Source organism: Klebsiella ornithinolytica (assembly GCF_030505655.1).
Lineage (GTDB): Bacteria > Pseudomonadota > Gammaproteobacteria > Enterobacterales > Enterobacteriaceae > Klebsiella > Klebsiella ornithinolytica.
The window spans coordinates 4735410-4752558 of record NZ_CP130153.1; the positions used below are offsets into that span (position 1 = coordinate 4735410).

18 protein-coding genes and 1 other annotated feature are annotated in these 17149 nt (G+C 55.5%); of the genes, 5 read left to right on the top strand and 13 right to left on the bottom strand.

Annotation, left to right across the window (positions count from 1 at the left end; translation table 11 throughout):
* Nucleotides 1-53: 53 nt before the first annotated feature.
* The gene (gene mog, locus Q1L34_RS22460; protein ID WP_015585183.1) at nucleotides 54-641 is read right to left on the bottom strand and encodes a molybdopterin adenylyltransferase; all 588 of its coding nucleotides are present in this window, start codon (nucleotides 639-641) and stop codon (nucleotides 54-56) included.
* A 110-nt stretch (nucleotides 642-751) separates the two neighbouring features.
* Entirely contained in the window at nucleotides 752-1705 is a 954-nt protein-coding gene (gene tal, locus Q1L34_RS22465; RefSeq protein ID WP_004857701.1) for a transaldolase, read from the bottom strand.
* 203 nt (nucleotides 1706-1908) lie between these two features.
* Here tal and Q1L34_RS22470 point away from each other — a divergent pair, with 203 nt between their 5' ends.
* Together Q1L34_RS22470 and yaaA are read left to right on the top strand one after the other, a co-directional pair.
* Nucleotides 1909-3339: an alanine/glycine:cation symporter family protein gene (locus tag Q1L34_RS22470; protein WP_015585184.1), complete on the top strand. Its 1431-nt coding sequence runs from the start codon at nucleotides 1909-1911 to the stop codon at nucleotides 3337-3339.
* Nucleotides 3340-3416: 77 nt separating this feature from the next.
* Nucleotides 3417-4193: a peroxide stress protein YaaA gene (gene yaaA / locus Q1L34_RS22475; RefSeq protein ID WP_004857698.1), complete on the top strand. Its 777-nt coding sequence runs from the start codon at nucleotides 3417-3419 to the stop codon at nucleotides 4191-4193.
* A gap of 41 nt (nucleotides 4194-4234) precedes the next feature.
* On the opposite strand, the gene Q1L34_RS22480 is transcribed toward yaaA, so the two are convergent.
* The 7 genes from Q1L34_RS22480 to yjjY form a co-directional block, all read right to left on the bottom strand.
* The gene (locus tag Q1L34_RS22480) at nucleotides 4235-4522 is read right to left on the bottom strand and encodes a DUF2502 domain-containing protein (protein WP_032716546.1); all 288 of its coding nucleotides are present in this window, start codon (nucleotides 4520-4522) and stop codon (nucleotides 4235-4237) included.
* A 224-nt stretch (nucleotides 4523-4746) separates the two neighbouring features.
* Nucleotides 4747-6033 carry a threonine synthase gene (gene thrC, locus Q1L34_RS22485; RefSeq protein WP_004857695.1) on the bottom strand — a complete coding sequence of 429 codons (1287 nt, stop codon included), beginning with the start codon at nucleotides 6031-6033 and terminating at the stop codon, nucleotides 4747-4749.
* Nucleotides 6034-6036: 3 nt separating this feature from the next.
* Nucleotides 6037-6966: a homoserine kinase gene (thrB, locus tag Q1L34_RS22490; protein WP_004857693.1), complete on the bottom strand. Its 930-nt coding sequence runs from the start codon at nucleotides 6964-6966 to the stop codon at nucleotides 6037-6039.
* A 1-nt stretch (nucleotide 6967) separates the two neighbouring features.
* Nucleotides 6968-9430 (bottom strand): bifunctional aspartate kinase/homoserine dehydrogenase I, encoded by a 2463-nt coding sequence (gene thrA / locus Q1L34_RS22495; protein ID WP_004857691.1) that lies wholly within the window; start codon nucleotides 9428-9430, stop codon nucleotides 6968-6970.
* Between the two features lie 25 nt (nucleotides 9431-9455).
* Nucleotides 9456-9573: a sequence feature (Thr leader region), on the bottom strand.
* Nucleotides 9512-9580, bottom strand: a complete 69-nt coding sequence (thrL, locus tag Q1L34_RS22500; protein WP_071824685.1) for a thr operon leader peptide — start codon at nucleotides 9578-9580, stop codon at nucleotides 9512-9514. Its footprint overlaps the feature before it by 62 nt.
* Nucleotides 9581-9792: 212 nt before the next feature.
* Complete coding sequence (locus tag Q1L34_RS22505) at nucleotides 9793-10479, bottom strand: tRNA/rRNA methyltransferase (RefSeq protein WP_004857688.1); 687 nt, start codon at nucleotides 10477-10479, stop codon at nucleotides 9793-9795.
* A 396-nt stretch (nucleotides 10480-10875) separates the two neighbouring features.
* Nucleotides 10876-11016 carry a YjjY family protein gene (gene yjjY, locus Q1L34_RS22510; RefSeq protein ID WP_049268126.1) on the bottom strand — a complete coding sequence of 47 codons (141 nt, stop codon included), beginning with the start codon at nucleotides 11014-11016 and terminating at the stop codon, nucleotides 10876-10878.
* 95 nt (nucleotides 11017-11111) lie between these two features.
* On the opposite strand from yjjY, the gene arcA reads away from it, so the two are divergent.
* A complete protein-coding gene (gene arcA / locus Q1L34_RS22515; protein WP_002887843.1) occupies nucleotides 11112-11828 on the top strand; it encodes a two-component system response regulator ArcA in 717 nt (238 codons plus the stop codon).
* 86 nt (nucleotides 11829-11914) lie between these two features.
* Here arcA and creA read toward each other — a convergent pair whose 3' ends face one another.
* A complete protein-coding gene (creA, locus tag Q1L34_RS22520; RefSeq protein ID WP_004857687.1) occupies nucleotides 11915-12388 on the bottom strand; it encodes a protein CreA in 474 nt (157 codons plus the stop codon).
* A gap of 209 nt (nucleotides 12389-12597) precedes the next feature.
* On the opposite strand from creA, the gene robA reads away from it, so the two are divergent.
* Nucleotides 12598-13467 (top strand): MDR efflux pump AcrAB transcriptional activator RobA, encoded by an 870-nt coding sequence (robA, locus tag Q1L34_RS22525; protein WP_004857685.1) that lies wholly within the window; start codon nucleotides 12598-12600, stop codon nucleotides 13465-13467.
* On the opposite strand, the gene gpmB is transcribed toward robA, so the two are convergent.
* On the bottom strand, nucleotides 13464-14111 hold the full coding sequence (gene gpmB, locus Q1L34_RS22530) for a 2,3-diphosphoglycerate-dependent phosphoglycerate mutase GpmB (protein WP_004857683.1): 648 nt from the start codon (nucleotides 14109-14111) through the stop codon (nucleotides 13464-13466). The two genes, robA and gpmB, sit on opposite strands and share 4 nt — an antisense overlap.
* A 113-nt stretch (nucleotides 14112-14224) precedes the next feature.
* On the opposite strand from gpmB, the gene yjjX reads away from it, so the two are divergent.
* Nucleotides 14225-14740 carry an inosine/xanthosine triphosphatase gene (gene yjjX, locus Q1L34_RS22535; protein WP_004857681.1) on the top strand — a complete coding sequence of 172 codons (516 nt, stop codon included), beginning with the start codon at nucleotides 14225-14227 and terminating at the stop codon, nucleotides 14738-14740.
* Here the strand turns inward: yjjX and trpR are convergent.
* Together trpR and sltY are read right to left on the bottom strand one after the other, a co-directional pair.
* Nucleotides 14727-15053 (bottom strand): trp operon repressor, encoded by a 327-nt coding sequence (gene trpR, locus Q1L34_RS22540; RefSeq protein WP_015585187.1) that lies wholly within the window; start codon nucleotides 15051-15053, stop codon nucleotides 14727-14729. The two genes, yjjX and trpR, sit on opposite strands and share 14 nt — an antisense overlap.
* Before the next feature lie 153 nt (nucleotides 15054-15206).
* Nucleotides 15207-17144, bottom strand: a complete 1938-nt coding sequence (sltY, locus tag Q1L34_RS22545; protein WP_004857677.1) for a murein transglycosylase — start codon at nucleotides 17142-17144, stop codon at nucleotides 15207-15209.
* Nucleotides 17145-17149 lie beyond the last annotated feature (5 nt).

The window sequence follows — 17149 nt, forward strand, 5'->3', positions numbered from 1 at the left end:
AAATAAAACGGCACACCACCGACAATGCAGGTTATGTCAGGAAAGTATTAAATTCAGGATAAAGTTTCGCGCCTCGCGCTTTTTGGGCGAAAAGCCGCTACAACTTCCGCGTCTGTCTCCACATACGGCCCCTCCAGCAACTGTACACAATAAGGTACACTTGCGAAGATCCCGTGCACCAGAACCTTGCCGTCAGCATCTTTAACGCCTTCAAGGGTTTCCTGAATGGCTTTCGGCTGGCCCGGCAGATTCAAAATCAACGCCTGCTTGCGGATAACGCCAACCTGACGAGAAAGGATAGCCGTCGGAACGAAGTGTAGGCTAACCTGGCGCATTTGCTCACCAAATCCTGGCATAACGCGGTCGGCGACGGCCAGAGTGGCATCCGGCGTCACGTCGCGTCGGGCCGGACCGGTCCCGCCGGTAGTTAACACCAGATGGCAGGCCATCTCGTCAACCAGCTCACACAGCGTTTGTTCGATAATCACCTGTTCGTCAGGGATCAGACGGGTCTCGAGCTCAAAGGGGGTCGTCAGCGCACGCGCCAGCCACTCTTCAAGTGCCGGGATGCCTTTATCCTGATAGACGCCGCTGGAGGCGCGATCGGAAATGGAAACTAAGCCGATTCGTAAGGTATTCATCGTTATTCCGTTCAAACAGTACAATTAGACGGAATGATACACGCTGGAAGGAAATACAGACAGAGTTCAGGAGAAGTAGCGTGACCGGGAGCCCGGCCACGCCCAAATGATTACAGCAGGTCGCCGATCATTTTTTCCAGTTTTTCCTGGTCGATCGCAAACTTACGGATACCTTCCGCCAGCTTGTCCACCGCCATCGGATCCTGGTTGTGCTGCCACAGGAACTGGGCTTCGGTGATGCGTTCCGGACGCGCTTTTACTTCGCCGCTGAACGCCAGTTTACGCTCGATAGCCCCTTCGCTTTCCGCCAGCTCTTTCAGCAGAGCCGGAGCGATAGTCAGGCGATCGCAGCCGGCCAGCTCAAGGATTTCACCGACGTTACGGAAGCTTGCGCCCATCACGACAGTTTCATAACCGTGCTGCTTGTAGTACTCGTAGATCTCACTGACGGAAACGACGCCCGGATCTTCAGCCGGCGCGTACTCTTTCTTATCGGTGTTCGCTTTGTACCAGTCGAGAATACGGCCAACGAACGGAGAGATCAGGAATACACCCGCTTCAGCACAAGCGCGAGCCTGAGCGAAGGAGAACAGCAGAGTCAGGTTACAGTTGATGCCTTCTTTTTCCAGCTGCTCGGCAGCGCAAATACCCTGCCAGGTGGAAGCCAGTTTAATCAGAATGCGATCGTTGCCGATGCCCGCATCGTTATACAGTTTGATGATGCGTTTCGCTTTCGCGATAGATGCCTGGGTGTCATACGAGAGGCGCGCATCAACTTCGGTCGAAATACGGCCTGGAATCAGCTTAAGAATTTCGAGACCAATGTTCACCGCCAGCTTATCGGAAGCATCGATAATCTGCTGAGCGCGATCGCTGCTCTGGCCGCGGGCCCACTCGACAGCGTCATCAATCAGCTTACGGTACTCAGGAATCTGAGCCGCGCCGAGGATCAAAGAAGGGTTAGTCGTGGCATCCTGAGGCTGATACAGCTTCATTGCCGCAATATCTCCGGTATCAGCTACGACAGTGGTGTACTGACGCAGAGAAGTCAATTTATCCGTCATGATAGTGTTTCTCTTAAACAGCAGTTAAGGGGATGTAACCGGTCTGCCAAGATGATAACACGCTGCATGTTCAGCGCAACTGCGGACCATGCAAGAGCGCAGAGTGTGATAAACTGGATGAATTAATTCTCTGAAAGCTAAGGGATTGTCACTGAATTGGTAACGCTTACACTAGCGTTCCGGCATGGACAAGAGGATGGTTAATGCCTGATTTTTTCTCTTTTATCAATGAAATACTCTGGGGCTCCGTAATGATTTATCTGTTACTGGGCGCCGGCATCTGGTTTACCTGGCGAACAAAATTCATTCAGTTTCGTTATGTTCGCCAGTTTGGGAAAAGTCTAAAGAAAAGCCTCCAGCCTCAGCCCGGCGGATTAACCTCTTTCCAGGCCCTGTGCACCAGCCTCGCGGCGCGCGTGGGCAGCGGCAACCTGGTCGGCGTCGCGCTGGCTATCTCCGCCGGCGGACCCGGCGCCGTCTTCTGGATGTGGGTTTCTGCGCTGCTCGGCATGGCCAGCAGCTTTGCCGAATGTTCTCTTGCCCAGCTCTACAAAGAACGCGATGCCCACGGGCAATTTCGCGGTGGCCCGGCCTGGTATATGTCCCGGGGTTTAGGAATGCGCTGGATGGGCATCGTGTTTTCTATCCTGCTCCTGCTGGCTTATGGGGTTATTTTTAACACCGTGCAGGCCAACTCCATCGCGAATGCGATGACCTATGCCTTTGACCTTCCCGCTATCGTTACCGGTTGCGCGCTGGCACTGGTGATCCTGCTGGTTATCGTGCGGGGTTTGCGGGGCGTGGCGAAGCTATTGCAGTGGATTGTGCCGCTGATGGCTCTGCTTTGGGTGACCACCAGCCTGCTGATTGGCCTCTGGCACATTACGGCGCTGCCGGCCATTTTCGAGTCCATTTTCCGCAGCGCGTTCGGCTGGCAGGAAGCCGCTGCCGGCGCAGTGGGCTATACCATCAGCCAGGCGCTGACCAGTGGTTTTCAGCGCGGTATGTTCTCGAACGAAGCGGGGATGGGGTCAACGCCTAACGCCGCGGCGGCAGCGGCTTCCTGGCCTCCGCATCCGGCGGCGCAGGGGATCGTGCAAATGATTGGCGTCCTCATCGATACGATAGTTATCTGTACCGCCAGCGCCGTCATTATCATGCTGGCGCCGCTGGACGACGCGGAAGATGCCGCGAACGGTATCCAGAGCATCCAGCACGCCATGACATCACTGGTCGGCGGCTGGGGGGCGGGATTCGTGGCGATCGTCGTGCTGCTCTTTGCCTTCAGTTCTATCGTCGCAAACTACATCTACGCTGAAAATAACCTGATATTTCTGCGCATTAACAGCCCTCGTCATATCTGGGCGCTGCGGATCCTCACCCTGGTCATGGTTATCGCCGGCACGCTGGTCGGTTTGCCGGTTGTCTGGCAGCTGGCGGATACCATTATGGCGCTGATGGCCATCACTAACCTGACCGCTATTTTACTGCTGTCGCCTACGGTACGGATCCTGGCCAGTGATTATCTCACCCAGCGACGACTGGGCGTACGACCGACCTTTGACGCCACGCGCTACCCGGAAATTAACCAGCAGCTGGCGCCTGGAGCCTGGGATGAAGTGCCGCGTGAATAGCGCGGCAATCGCAGCTATCGATCCCACCGCGCTCTTTTTTTGTTAAAGTCACGGAAAATTCCCTGCAAGGACCGGATATGCTGATTCTTATTTCACCTGCCAAAACGCTCGACTACCAAAGCCCGCTGGCCACAGCACGCTACACCCAGCCTGAACTTCTGGAGTATTCCCAGGAGCTGATCGGCGTCGCGCGCCGGCTCTCGGCGCCACAGATCGGCAAACTGATGAGCATCAGCGATAAGCTGGCGGATCTGAATGCGACCCGCTTTCATGACTGGCAGCCGGACTTCACGCCGCAAAACGCGCGCCAGGCCATTCTGGCTTTTAAAGGCGACGTTTATACCGGACTGCAGGCAGAAACCCTCAGCGAAGACGATTTCGATTTTGCCCAGCGACATTTGCGTATGCTTTCCGGCCTCTACGGCGTGCTGCGCCCGCTGGATCTGATGCAGCCCTATCGTCTGGAAATGGGCATTAAGCTGGAAAATAGCAAAGGCAAAGATCTCTACCAGTTCTGGGGCGAGGTGATTACCGATAAACTCAATCAGGCGCTGAAAGCTCAGGGAGACGATATCGTGATTAACCTGGCTTCTGACGAATACTTCCGGTCGGTGAAGACAAAACAGTTGCAGGGAAGAATCATTAAGCCCGTGTTCCTCGATGAGAAAAACGGCCAGTTTAAAGTGATCAGTTTCTATGCCAAAAAGGCGCGCGGGTTAATGAGCCGCTATATCATTGAAAACCGCTTAACCCAGCCTGAACAGCTAACCCGTTTCAACAGCGAAGGCTATTTCTTCGACGCCGAAGCCTCCGGTCAGAAAGATGAGATGGTCTTTAAACGCCACGAACGCTAATTCCCTTCCCGGCCGCCCTCATGGCGACCGGGAGGGAAGACTTAGTGATGGCGCCAGTCACGATCCGGGCCGCGGCCGCGATCGTGGTCATCATGATGATCATGGCGATGCTCATCGTGCGCGCGCCAGTGGTTATCGCGCCAGTCATAATGACGGCCCCACCATTCGTGGTCGCGCCAGCGACCGCCGTCCCAGTAGTTACCGTAATTGTCGCGATCGCCAATTTGCAGTTTGACTGCCGGCACCAGCGTGATCTCCGATGCGTGAACCACAGCAGGAGCCACCAGCGACATCGAAAGCGCAAGGATCACAGACTTCAGCGTTGACATAGGTTTCCCCTTCATTAACAGTCCCCGCATGGGGCGATAACCAAAGATTACCCCTGAGCAACGGCGCGGGTTATTCTCCGCAATCCTAATCTTTGTCCCCCGGCATTTATTGGTAATTCATCCATTTTCCCTGCCTTTTTTCTGCATAATTCCTCCTTTTTCGCCAATAAAAAAGCCGGGCGTAGAGGCCCGGCCTGAGAACATCGTGCGGCGAAAAAAGGCCGTTATGCTTTGCCCATCATCAGCTGGCGCAGCGCGGCGAAATCCGCCGGCAGATTATGCGACAGCAGCGGCAGGTCGGCGCGATCGGCCAGCTCTTTCGGCAGCGGCAGCGTCTCCTGGAGGATCTCTTCGACGCTCTCCTTGAATTTCGCCGGGTGCGCGGTACCGAGGAACAGACCGTATTCGCCCGGCTGCAGCTGGTCGCGCAGCGCGCGCCAGGCGATGGCGGCGTGCGGCTCTGAGGTGTAACCAATAGCTTTTAGCTCGCGCATCGCCTGTTTGGTGGTTTCATCGTCCACGGCGGCATAGCCCAGCTCGTTCAGACGCCAGATTTTGCGACGGAACAGCTCTTCCACGCGCGGCCAGTTGTTCGGCTGGCTGACGTCCATGGCGTTAGACAGCGTCGCCTGAGTCGCTTTCGGCGCCCAGTTGCCGTCCTGCAGGAAGCGCGGCACGGTGTCATTGGCGTTGGTGGCGGCAATAAAGCGCTTAATCGGCAGCCCTAAAGACTTCGCCAGCAGACCGGCGGTCAGATCGCCAAAGTTACCGCTCGGTACGGAGATGACCAGCTGGTTGCGGGCTTCCTGCGGCAGCTGTGCGACCGCTTCGAAGTAGTAGCAAATCTGCGCCAGCAGACGACTGATATTGATGGAGTTCGCCGAGTTCAGGCCCAGAGCAACCTTCAGCTCTTCGTCGTCAAACGCCTGTTTCACCAGCGCCTGGCAGGCGTCGAAATCGCCATCAATCGCCACGGTTTCAATGTTGCCGCCCAGGGTGCAGAACAGTTTTTCCTGCAGCGGGCTGATCTTGCCGCGCGGATACAGAATAACGACTTTGACATTCGGCAGGCCGTAAAACGCATGCGCAACTGCCGCGCCGGTATCACCGGAGGTGGCGGTCAGAATCGTCACCGGTTTGTCGCCGGCGATATGGGTCAACATCTGCGCCATAAAGCGGCCGCCGAAATCTTTAAACGCCAGCGTCGGGCCGTGGAACAGCTCCAGGCAGCCAATATCATCCTGCACCTTGCTGACCGGAGCCGGGAAGGTGAAAGCGGCGGCGATGCGCTCTTTGAGGATCTCCTGCGGGATCTCGTCGCCAATAAAGGCCGACAGAATTCTGGCGCTGCGGGAGGCCAAATCCATCTCCAGCATGTCGTCAATTTCAGTCAGGCTAAATTCCGGCAGATCGTGCGGAAAGAACAGCCCCTGTTGCTTGCCAAGCCCCTGCGTAACGGCCTGCGCAAAGCTGACCTGTTCGTTATGATCTTTTAAATTATAGAGTTTCATTGGTTATCCCACTACTCGTGCGCCCGCCGTATCCAGCCGGCAAATATGAACGAAGCCTTCCTGATTCTGCAGATAATGCGTGCCCAGCCAGTCCGCGACGCGCTGCGCGGTTTCCGGCTTATCGCATAGCGCAAACAGCGTCGGGCCGGAGCCTGAGATGCCGCACGCCTGCGCACCGATCTCCATCGCCGCCTGACGCGCTTCGCTGAAGCCCGGCAGCAGTTTGGTGCGATACGGTTCGGCAATTACATCTTTCATCAATTTCGCTGCCAGCTGCGGCTGGCGGGTGTAGCAGGCATGAATAAAGCCCGCCAGGTGACGACCGTGAGCGATACAGTCCTGGCGGCGATACTGCGCCGGGAGGATGGCACGCGCTTCCGCCGTCGAAACTTTAATTCCCGGATAAGCCAGCACCCACAGCCATTCGTCAAAACCCGGAACCTGCTGGCTGATGATGCCATTCTCTTCAATCATCAGCTGCATGCCGCCCAGGTAGCAGGGCGCAACGTTGTCATAGTGGATGCTGCCGGAAATGCGCCCTTCCATCTCCCCCATCAGCGCCAGCATGCGCATCTCATTCAGCGGCTTACCGCAGAATTCATTCATCGCCACCAGCGCGGCGACGACAGAACAGGCGCTGGAGCCGAGACCGGAGCCAATCGGCATGTTTTTTTCCAGTACCATCGACACCGGAACTTTTTTGCCGATTTCCTGACAGAAACGCTCCCAGCACTGGTAAACAATGTTTTCCTGCGGCGCTGAGGGCAGCTTGCTGGCAAAGCGGCCAACGTTTTGCAGGCTGAAACTGTCCGCCGCCTCGACCGAAACGTTGTCCCCCAGCAGGGTGCCATCGACCGGCGTCACCGCCGCGCCCAGCACATCAAACCCGACGCTCATATTGGCACTGGAAGCCGGGGCATATACTTTGACCATCTTAAACTCCTAACTTCCATGACAGGGTGCGCAACAGGTCAGCAAACACACCGGCCGCCGTAACGTCGTTACCTGCACCATAGCCGCGTAGCACCAGCGGCAGCGGCTGATAATAATGGCTGTAAAAGGCCAGGGCGTTTTCACCATTTTTCACTTTGAACAGCGGATCGTTACCGTCAACGGCGGCAATTTTCACGCGACAGGTTCCATCCTCTTCGATGTTACCGACGTAACGCAAGACTTTACCTTCATCACGAGCCTGGGCAACCCGGGAAGCAAACTCGTTATCCAGCGAAGGCAAGCGTGCCATAAAGCTCTCAACGTCGCCGCTGGCATCAAATTGTGCAGGCAGTACCGGTTCGACGACAATGTCAGACAGCTCAAGCTCACGGCCGGTTTCACGAGCCAGAATCAGCAGCTTGCGCGCAACATCGACGCCTGAAAGATCGTCTCGCGGATCCGGTTCGGTATACCCCATCTCGCGCGCCAGCGTTGTTGCCTCGGAGAGATTCATGCCCTCATCCAGCTTACCGAAAATAAACGACAGAGATCCGGAAAGAATACCGGAGAAGTGCAGCAGCTCATCGCCAGCGTTGAGCAGGTTTTGCAGGTTTTCAATTACCGGCAGACCGGCGCCAACGTTGGTGTCGTAGAGGAATTTGCGTCGCGAGCTGCTGGCGGCATGGCGCAGCTGATGGTAGTAATCCAGCGAGGAGGTATTGGCCTTTTTGTTCGGCGTCACCACGTGGAAACCCTCGCGCAGGAAATCGGCGTACTGATCGGCGACCGCCTGACTGGAGGTACAGTCGACGATAACCGGGTTCAGCAAATGGTACTCTTTGACCAGACGAATCAGGCGGCCCAGGTTCAGCGACTCTTTCGCTTCGGCCAGCTCCGCGCGCCAGTTCTCGAGATTCAGCCCGTGCACGTTAGTCAGCAAGGCCTGTGAATTAGCCACGCCGCAGACGCGCAGGTCGATATGTTTGTTCTTCAGCCAGCCCTGCTGACGCTTGATCTGTTCAATCAGCGCGCCGCCGACGCCGCCGACGCCGATAACAAAGACCTCAATCACCTGATCGGTGTTGAACAGCATCTGGTGAGTTACGCGTACTCCGGTGGTCGCATCATCATTGCTGACCACCACGGAAATAGAACGCTCGGAAGAGCCCTGGGCAATCGCCACGATATTGATATTAGCGCGGGCCAGCGCGGCGAAGAACTTCGCCGAGATCCCGCGCAGCGTACGCATACCGTCGCCCACCACGGAGATGATCGCCAGACGATCCATGATCGACAGCGGCTCCAGCTGGCCCTCTTTCAGCTCCAGATAGAACTCATCTTCCATCACCCGTTTTGCGCGTGCACAGTCGCTCTGCGGTACGCAGAAACTGATGCTGTATTCCGATGACGACTGGGTAATCAGCACGACTGAAATTCCGGCGCGGGACATGGTGGCAAACACGCGGGCGGCCATACCGACCATGCCTTTCATCCCCGGACCGGAGACGTTAAACATCGCCATATTATTGAGGTTAGAAATGCCTTTGACCGGCAGACCGTCTTCATCAAGGCTGGCGCCGATCAGCGTGCCTGGCGCCTGTGGATTACCGGTATTCTTGATCAGGCAGGGAATCTGGAACTGAGCGATAGGAGCAATGGTGCGCGGATGCAGAACTTTCGCCCCGAAGTAGGAGAGCTCCATCGCTTCCTGATATGACATCGACTTCAGCAGACGCGCATCGGGAACCTGACGCGGGTCGCAGGTATATACCCCATCGACGTCGGTCCAGATTTCACAACAGTCGGCGCGCAGGCAGGCGGCCAGCACGGCAGCAGAGTAGTCTGAGCCATTGCGTCCCAGCACCACCAACTCCCCTTTTTCGTTCCCGGCGGTAAACCCGGCCATCAGCACCATATGGTCGGCCGGAATTTGGCTGGCGGTAATGCGGCGAGTCGATTCAGCGATATCGACAGTGGATTCGAGGTAATGGCCAACGGCCAGCAGTTTTTCGACGGGATTTATCACGCTAACTTTGTGCCCGCGAGCTTCCAGCAGGCCCGCCATGACGGCGATAGATAGCTTCTCACCGCGGCAAATCAGCGCGGCGTTGACGCTATCCGGGCACTGACCAAGCAGGCTGATACCGTGCAGCACGTGTTTAATCTGGGCAAACTCTTGCGCGACAACGGCTTTCAGCTGTGCCAGCGGGAACCCCGGTTGCGCGTCGGCGAGGCCCTGCAGCAGTTCAGCAAAAATGCGTTCAGCGTCGGAGATATTGGTGAGCGCGTCCTGGCCGCCGATGGTTTTTTCAATCATCGCAACCAGATGGTTGGTAATTTTCGCCGGGGCAGACAGGACGGTTGCTACCTGCCCCTGCCTGGCATTGCTCTCCAGAATATCGGCAACCCGCAGAAAACGTTCTGCATTTGCCACTGATGTACCGCCGAACTTCAACACGCGCATGGTTGTTACCCCTAGATTTTTTGTCGAAAAAAAAGCCCGCACTGTTCAGGTGCGGGCTTTTTTCTGTGTTTCCTGTACGCGTCAGCCCGCACCGTTACCTGTGGTAATGGTGATGGTGATAATGGTTGTCATCATGCTGATGCGTTTCATGGATGTTGTGTACTCTGTAATTTTTATCTGTCTGTGTCCTGTGCCTATATTGGTTAAAGTATCTGCCGGTTTAAGTCAACGAATTTTTACATTTCACCCGCTACGCTGCAGCGGGCCAATGCGCCACAATGACCTGACAATTCACCTGAATTTGCGATACGCAGCGCTTGATGCTGGCAGATATAACCATATTTAAAACTTATAGCAGAACTTTACTCTGGCAGGTTTTTTTCAATATCGTGTAGTAATCGGTGCAACATTGCGGTGTCTCGCTGCTCTAAAAGCCCAATTCGCTGCTGGAGCCAGTCGGTCAGTTTGAGGTCTTCAGCCACGCCCAGTCGGGTCAATAAATCGAGCGCCCGCAGACGTAATGCCTGCAGCTGATTTTCATCGACGCCGGCAGAAACGGCCGACGTCTGCTGAACCAACGCGCTCAATTGATAGCAATAAACCATCACCGACTGCCCTAAGTTAAGCGAAGGATAGTCGGCCACCATCGGCACGCCGGTCAGCACATCAGCCAGAGCCAGCTCTTCGTTAGTCAGCCCGGAATCTTCCCGACCAAATACCAGCGCCGCATGGTTCATCCACCCGGCTTTCTCCGCCATCAGCGGCAGCAGCTGCTGCGGCGTGGCGTAGTAATGGAAGCGCGCCCGGCTGCGGGCCGTTGTCGCAACGGTAAAGTCAACGTCATGCAGCGCCTGTTCCAGCGTTGGATAAGTGCTTATGTTATCGAGAATATCTCCGGATCCATGCGCAACCCAACGCGCCGCAGGCTGAAGGTGGGCATCGCTGTCAACGATACGCAGGTCGCGAAAACCCATTGTTTTCATCGCGCGTGCCGCCGCGCCAACGTTTTCTGCCCTGGCCGGGGCGACTAATACAATAGATACGTGCATGGTGGCTCTCTTCTACTCTCTCACGCGGCGAAAATGAAAAGCATCCCCATTTTACGCGGCGAAAATTTACAAATTTGCAACAAAAATCACTAAAATTGCGCGTTATTACCCATAAAAAAGCCTAAACTGTTTCCAACGAACCACGGGACGGAGTATGTTAACAGAACGCATTTATCCATATGTTTGCCAATGATATTTGTCGCAACCGCGCTGAACGGTCATTGGATTCAACATGTTTATCAATTTACCAGCGCAACCATTTGAGCTGTGTAAGATTTGTGACTATAAATAGCATTTTAATGCAATGATTTCACAAGACTGTTAACGTGCTACAATTGAATTTGATATATGTCAACGAAGCGTAGTTTTATGGGGTGTTCAGCCTCTCTTAGCCTGTTATATTGCTGTTAAAATGGTTAGGATGACAGCCGTTTTTGACACCGTCGGGTCCAGAGGGAAAGTACCCACGACCAAGCTAATGATGTTGTTGACGTTGATGGAAAGTGCATCAAGAACGCAATTACGTACTTTAGTCATGTTACGCCGGGCATGTTAATTTGCGACATGTACCAGGCAGGTCAGGGACTTTGGTACTTCCTGTTTCGATTTAGTTGGCAATTTAGGTAGCAAACATGCAGACCCCGCACATTCTTATCGTTGAAGACGAGTTGGTAACACGCAACACGTTAAAAAGTATTTTCGAAGCAGAAGGTTATGATGTGTTCGAAGCGACCGATGGCGCGGAAATGCATCAGATCCTGTCTGAAAATGATATCAACCTGGTGATCATGGATATCAACCTGCCAGGTAAAAATGGTCTCCTGTTAGCGCGTGAACTGCGTGAACAGGCTGACGTCGCGCTGATGTTCCTTACCGGCCGCGATAACGAAGTTGATAAGATTCTGGGCCTCGAAATCGGCGCTGATGACTATATCACTAAACCGTTCAACCCTCGTGAACTGACTATTCGCGCACGCAACCTCCTCTCCCGTACCATGAATCTGGGTACCGTGAGCGAAGAGCGTCGCAGCGTAGAAAGCTACAAGTTCAACGGCTGGGAACTGGATATCAATAGCCGTTCGCTGGTCAGCCCAAATGGTGAGCAGTACAAGCTGCCGCGCAGTGAATTCCGCGCGATGCTGCACTTCTGCGAGAACCCGGGCAAGATCCAGTCACGTGCTGAACTGCTGAAGAAAATGACCGGCCGTGAGCTTAAGCCGCACGACCGTACCGTTGACGTGACCATCCGTCGCATTCGTAAGCATTTCGAATCTACTCCGGATACGCCGGAAATCATCGCCACGATTCACGGCGAAGGTTATCGCTTCTGCGGTGACCTGCAGGAATAGCATTCGTTTTCCTGCTCCCGCAACGTAAAAACGGCGCTTAATGCGCCGTTTTTTTATGTGCGAATCAGATGCCACGGTGCGCCGCGTTATTTATTCCACGGCATGATAGGCACGGCGCTGAGCGCATTCTTCGGCGAACCGTCAACGACTTTATCCGAATAGCTGAGGTAGATCAGCGCATTACGTTTGCTATCGTAAAAACGGACCACCTGCAGCTTTTTAAACACCAGCGAAGTACGTTTCTGGAAAACCACGTCGCCCTGCGACTTACCGTTTTTGATTTTATCGTTCAGTTCGATCGGCCCTACCTGCTGGCAAGAAATTGCCGCATCTGACGTATCTTCCGCCAGACCCAGACCGCCCTTAATCCCGCCGGTTTTCGCCCGGCTGATATAGCACGTCACGTTCTGAACATCCGGATCGTCGAAAGCCTCAACGACGATTTTATGATCCGGACCAAAGAATTTGAATACGGTATCGACGGAGCCAATTTGTTCCGCCTGCGCAACCTGACATCCCGCCAGTAAAAGCAGCCCCGCAACTAACCTCTTGTATTTCATATTGTTACCATTTTCTTAAAATTTTGCTAAGTGATGATTATAGACTCAGCGGAAAAGGTTTATAGATCACAGCGTTACCAAAACAGCTAAAAAACTTGCTGACAAATCGCATTTATAAGCAAAAAAAACACTGAATGCTAAAACATCAAAAAATGCTATTATCCGCTACCTTAGTAGCAGGCACCTGAGTTTAAGGATGAGGACATTTTATGGATCAAGCAGGGATTATTCGCGATCTCCTTAGCTGGCTGGAAGGTCACCTGGATCAACCGCTCTCACTAGATAATGTGGCAGCCAAGGCGGGTTATTCCAAGTGGCATTTGCAAAGAATGTTTAAAGACGTGACCGGCCAAGCCATCGGTGCCTATATTCGCGCTCGCCGTTTATCCAAATCAGCGGTCGCCCTGCGCCTGACCGCCCGCCCGATTCTCGACATTGCGCTACAGTATCGTTTCGACTCGCAGCAGACCTTCACCCGCGCGTTTAAAAAGCAGTTTTCGTTAACGCCGGCGCTGTACCGCCGCTCTCCTGACTGGAGCTCTTACGGGATGCGTCCCCCGCTGCGCCTGGGTGAATTCACAATGCCGCAGCATGAGTTTGTCACCCTGAGCAATACCCAGCTGATTGGCATCACTCAGAGCTACACCTGCAAGCTGGAGGAGATCTCCGACTTCCGTAACCAGATGCGCGTTCAGTTCTGGCGTGATTTCCTCGGCAATTCGCCGTCGATTCCGCCTACGCTGTACGGCCTGCATGAACCGCGTCCTAGTCTCGAGAAAGATGACGAGCAAGAGGTCTTCTACACCACTGCGCTGACGCCGGAGATGGCCAACGGCCACCTGCACAACTCCCATCCGATAATTCTGGAAGGCGGCGAGTATGTGATGTTCACTTATGAAGGGTTAGGAAGCGGACTGCAGGAGTTTATCCTGACGGTGTATGGCACCTGCATGCCAATGCTGAACCTTACCCGCCGCAAGGGTCTGGATATCGAACGCTTCTTCCCTGAGGATGAAAGCCGGGATCAAGAAACGCCGATTCAGCTGCGCTGCGAATACCTGATCCCGATTCGTCGTTAACGCTGCAGTTCATCCATCGCGGGGGCGTCAAGATGCGACACATCCCCCGCGGTTTCCACGACCCAGCCCGATGCCAGCCACAGACTCTGCTGATAATCAACGCGAGAAATTGAGCAGTTACGCAGACGCAGGCGGCGTTCCGCGTGTGCCGGCAGCCCCAGAATCGTACTGACCAGACAGCCCAGCGCAATACCGTGACTCACCAGCAGCGGCCGGCTTCCGGCAGGCAGTTCCAGGCAGGACGCCAGCGCCGCGTGCATACGCTCGCTCAGCTCCAGCATCGACTCCCCCTGCGGGATACGGCCGTCCGGGGTCCCATCAACCAACCGGCGACGCCACTCTTCTTCTTCCTCGCTTAACGAGTCGATATGACGTTTCTCAAGAACCCCCATATCCAGCTCACGCAGCCGTGAATCAAGGATGACATCGCAACCGCAGGCTTCCGCGATAATCTCTGCCGTCCGGCGCGTACGCCCCAAATCGCTGGCAATGATATGCGTAATGCCTAACGTTCTGGCGCGTTCGCCGACCTGCCAGGCCTGGCGCTCGCCGTGAGGGGTTAACGGGCTGTCTGACTGGCCCTGAATGCGCCGCTCGGCGTTCCACTGCGTTTCGCCATGGCGAACAAGGTGTACCTGTAACATGCTATTTTTCCGTTCTGTGCTCTTCACAATTTCGGTTGCCGGCGTCGCGCGCTGCAACGAAAACGATTTGGAGTATACTGCGATGACGTAAATTTATTCTGAGTTGTTTGATTATGCACCATGTTGTCTCAGCTACCACTAATCCCGCCAAAATTCAGGCAATTCTACAGGCTTTTAACGAGATCTTCGGCGAAGGATCCTGCCACATTGAGTCCATCTCCGTCGAGAGTGGTGTGCCGGAACAACCGTTTGGTAACGAGGAAACGCGTGCTGGCGCACGAAACAGGGTCGCCAATGCGCGCGCCGTGCAGCCAAATGCCGACTTCTGGGTGGCCATTGAAGCCGGGATCGATGAGGGCAGCACCTTTAGCTGGGTAGTGATCGAGGATCGTCATCAGCGCGGCGAAGCGCGCTCGGCGACGCTGCCGCTGCCGGCGGTGATTCTGGAAAAAGTGCGTGCCGGGGAAGCGCTAGGGCCGGTGATGTCACAACATACCGGCATCGATGAAATTGGTCGTAAAGAAGGGGCTATCGGCGTCTTTACCGCCGGGAAGCTCACGCGCAGCAGCGTCTACCACCAGGCGGTAGTACTGGCATTAAGCCCGTTCCATAACCTTATTTACCGTTAAGCAGCGCCTGCTCCAGCCACTGTCGTAGCTCGGGTGGCGCTGATTTCAGACTGTTAGAGCCACGGGTAATGGTGGCAATTCCGGCGCCGAGCTCGCTTTTCAGCTCGCGCTGGCTCATCTCGCCACGCAGCAACTCTTCAATAATCCGTACGCGCGTGCCCAGCGCCTCGCGCTCGTCGGGCGTCAACATTAATTGCAGCAATGGCAGATGCAGATCGTCGGCGTACGCCTGCTGGAGTAACGCCACAAAGCGAAGCCATTCCTGATGACGCTGTTCGGCTACAGCCGCTGAATAAGGGGATTGTTGGGTCATGTTACGCCGCCATGTTGAGACAGGCGACCAAGGCCGCCTGTCGGATGTACTCATTAACGAGTACAAAGCATAACATACTCCGGTCAATACTCTATGGCTTTCGCATAACAGCACGGCGTTCAGCCCGTTTTGTCACGCGTAATCTGCTGAGCATCAGTAACGCTGCTGCCACTCCGCATCGCTCAGCATGGACGCTTTCTGTCCCATAAAGTAACGGTAATAGGCATCGTAGGAGAGTACGTTCTTCACATAACCCCGCGTTTCCGAGAACGGAATACTCTCGATAAACGCCACCGCATCGATGCGCCCGGCGCTATTACCCTGCCAGGTTCGCACCCGCCCCGGACCGGCGTTGTAGGCCGCGGAAGCATAAATGCGGTTATTGCCAAACTGCTGGTATACATACTGCAGATAGCTAGTGCCAATATTGATATTGGTCTCGGGATCCAGCAGTTGCGACGGACTGCTGTAGCCTGGGATACTGAACATACTCACCGTATGGGTCGCCGTACCCGGCATGATTTGCATCAGGCCGCTGGCGCCAACCGGAGAACGGACTTTCGGGTTCCACGCGCTCTCCTGGCGAGCAATCGCCATCGCATAGCTCTGCGGAATGGCTTTGCCGCTGATATAACGCGCGAAGAGATCGTTGTAGGCCAGCGGGAAACGTTCCTCCAGCTGATCCCACAGCTTCCCGGCGATGGTTGCCTGTACGCTGAGATCCCACCAGTGCTGGTTGAAGGCATAGCGCGCCAGCTGCGCCTGCTGCTCTTTCGTCCGGCTGGTCACCAGATTTGCCCATTCGCTGCGGGCGGTGTTGTCCATATTCCAGTACATCAGCTCGCGTACCCGAGCCATTTCCGGCCCGGAGGTCAGCGCAGGATCGAGATTCTCTGGCGCTTTATCGATCCGGAAGGTGAAATCCTCTCCCAGACGCTGGGCGGCAATCATCGGGTAGAAACCACGCTGCTGCATCAACGAACGGAGAATCGCTTTTGCTTCGTCATCGCGCCCGCGCTCCAGCAGCAGATCCGCCTGCCAATAGCGCCACTCATCTTTCTCTTTCGCCTCCATCGGCAGGCGGGCCAGCCAGGTATTCAACCCGTGGCGATCCCCGGCGCCCAGCGCCATTCGCACCCGGCGCTCTACTAGCGCGGTGGATTGCGAACGCATAATAGCGTCATCGCGCCAGACGGCCTGCTCTTCGGTCACATCGTTGCCCATCAGGCGCCAGGCAACGATATCCCGCAGCTCCTGGGTTTGATCTTCATTCAGCTTCTGTGCCTGCACCAATGACGGAATCATCAGCCGGGCGTTTTCGACGTCCTGGCGCGCCACGCTGGCGAAGGCCACCGCCGCCATCTGGCGGGTAAAGTCCGTCGCGCCAGTAGTACGGGCAAAGGTCATGACGGTATTCGGATCGTTTGCCAGCGCCACAACCGCTGACGAAATCGTCTGGTATTCAGGCGGCATCTGCTGGGCCAGCACGCTGACCAGACCGGTGTTACCCGCCTTCATTGCCAGGCGAATACGCTCAAGATATGCCAACGGATCCTGCTTGCCGGAAGAACGCCAGGCGCTAAACAGCGCGTCGCAGGCATTAGGCTGGCTTTTACCGGTCAGCCACAGCGCTTTCGCGCCGTCCCAGGCTTCCTGCGCCTGGCCCACGCTCAGCTTCGCGTAGTAGTAATTACATTGCGCTTCGGTGCTGGTGGGTTTTTCCGGGCTGAACGCCAGCAGTCCGCTCCAGTCGGTACGGCGCGCCAGCTCGTTAACAAAGCGCGATTTCAGGGTGCGCGCCGGCGGCAGCGTCGGGTTCGCTTCAATGAAGTTTTTCACCACCAGCGCCGGCTGGTTCATCAGATCGTCGGTGATCTGCCGGTACTGAAGGTAGGGGTACAGCGGATAGGTGGTCAGCGTTGGCATAAGCTGTTCGACAACGGACATCTGTCGGCTATCCCATGCCTGCTTAATTTGAGCGTAGCGGCTGCGCTGTTCATCCAGTGAATCCGCATGTGCCAACTGGCTGAGCGTCAGCAGACTCACGCTGGCCGCCAGAAGACGCCATGCCATCGTTTTGGCTTTTTCCACAAGCT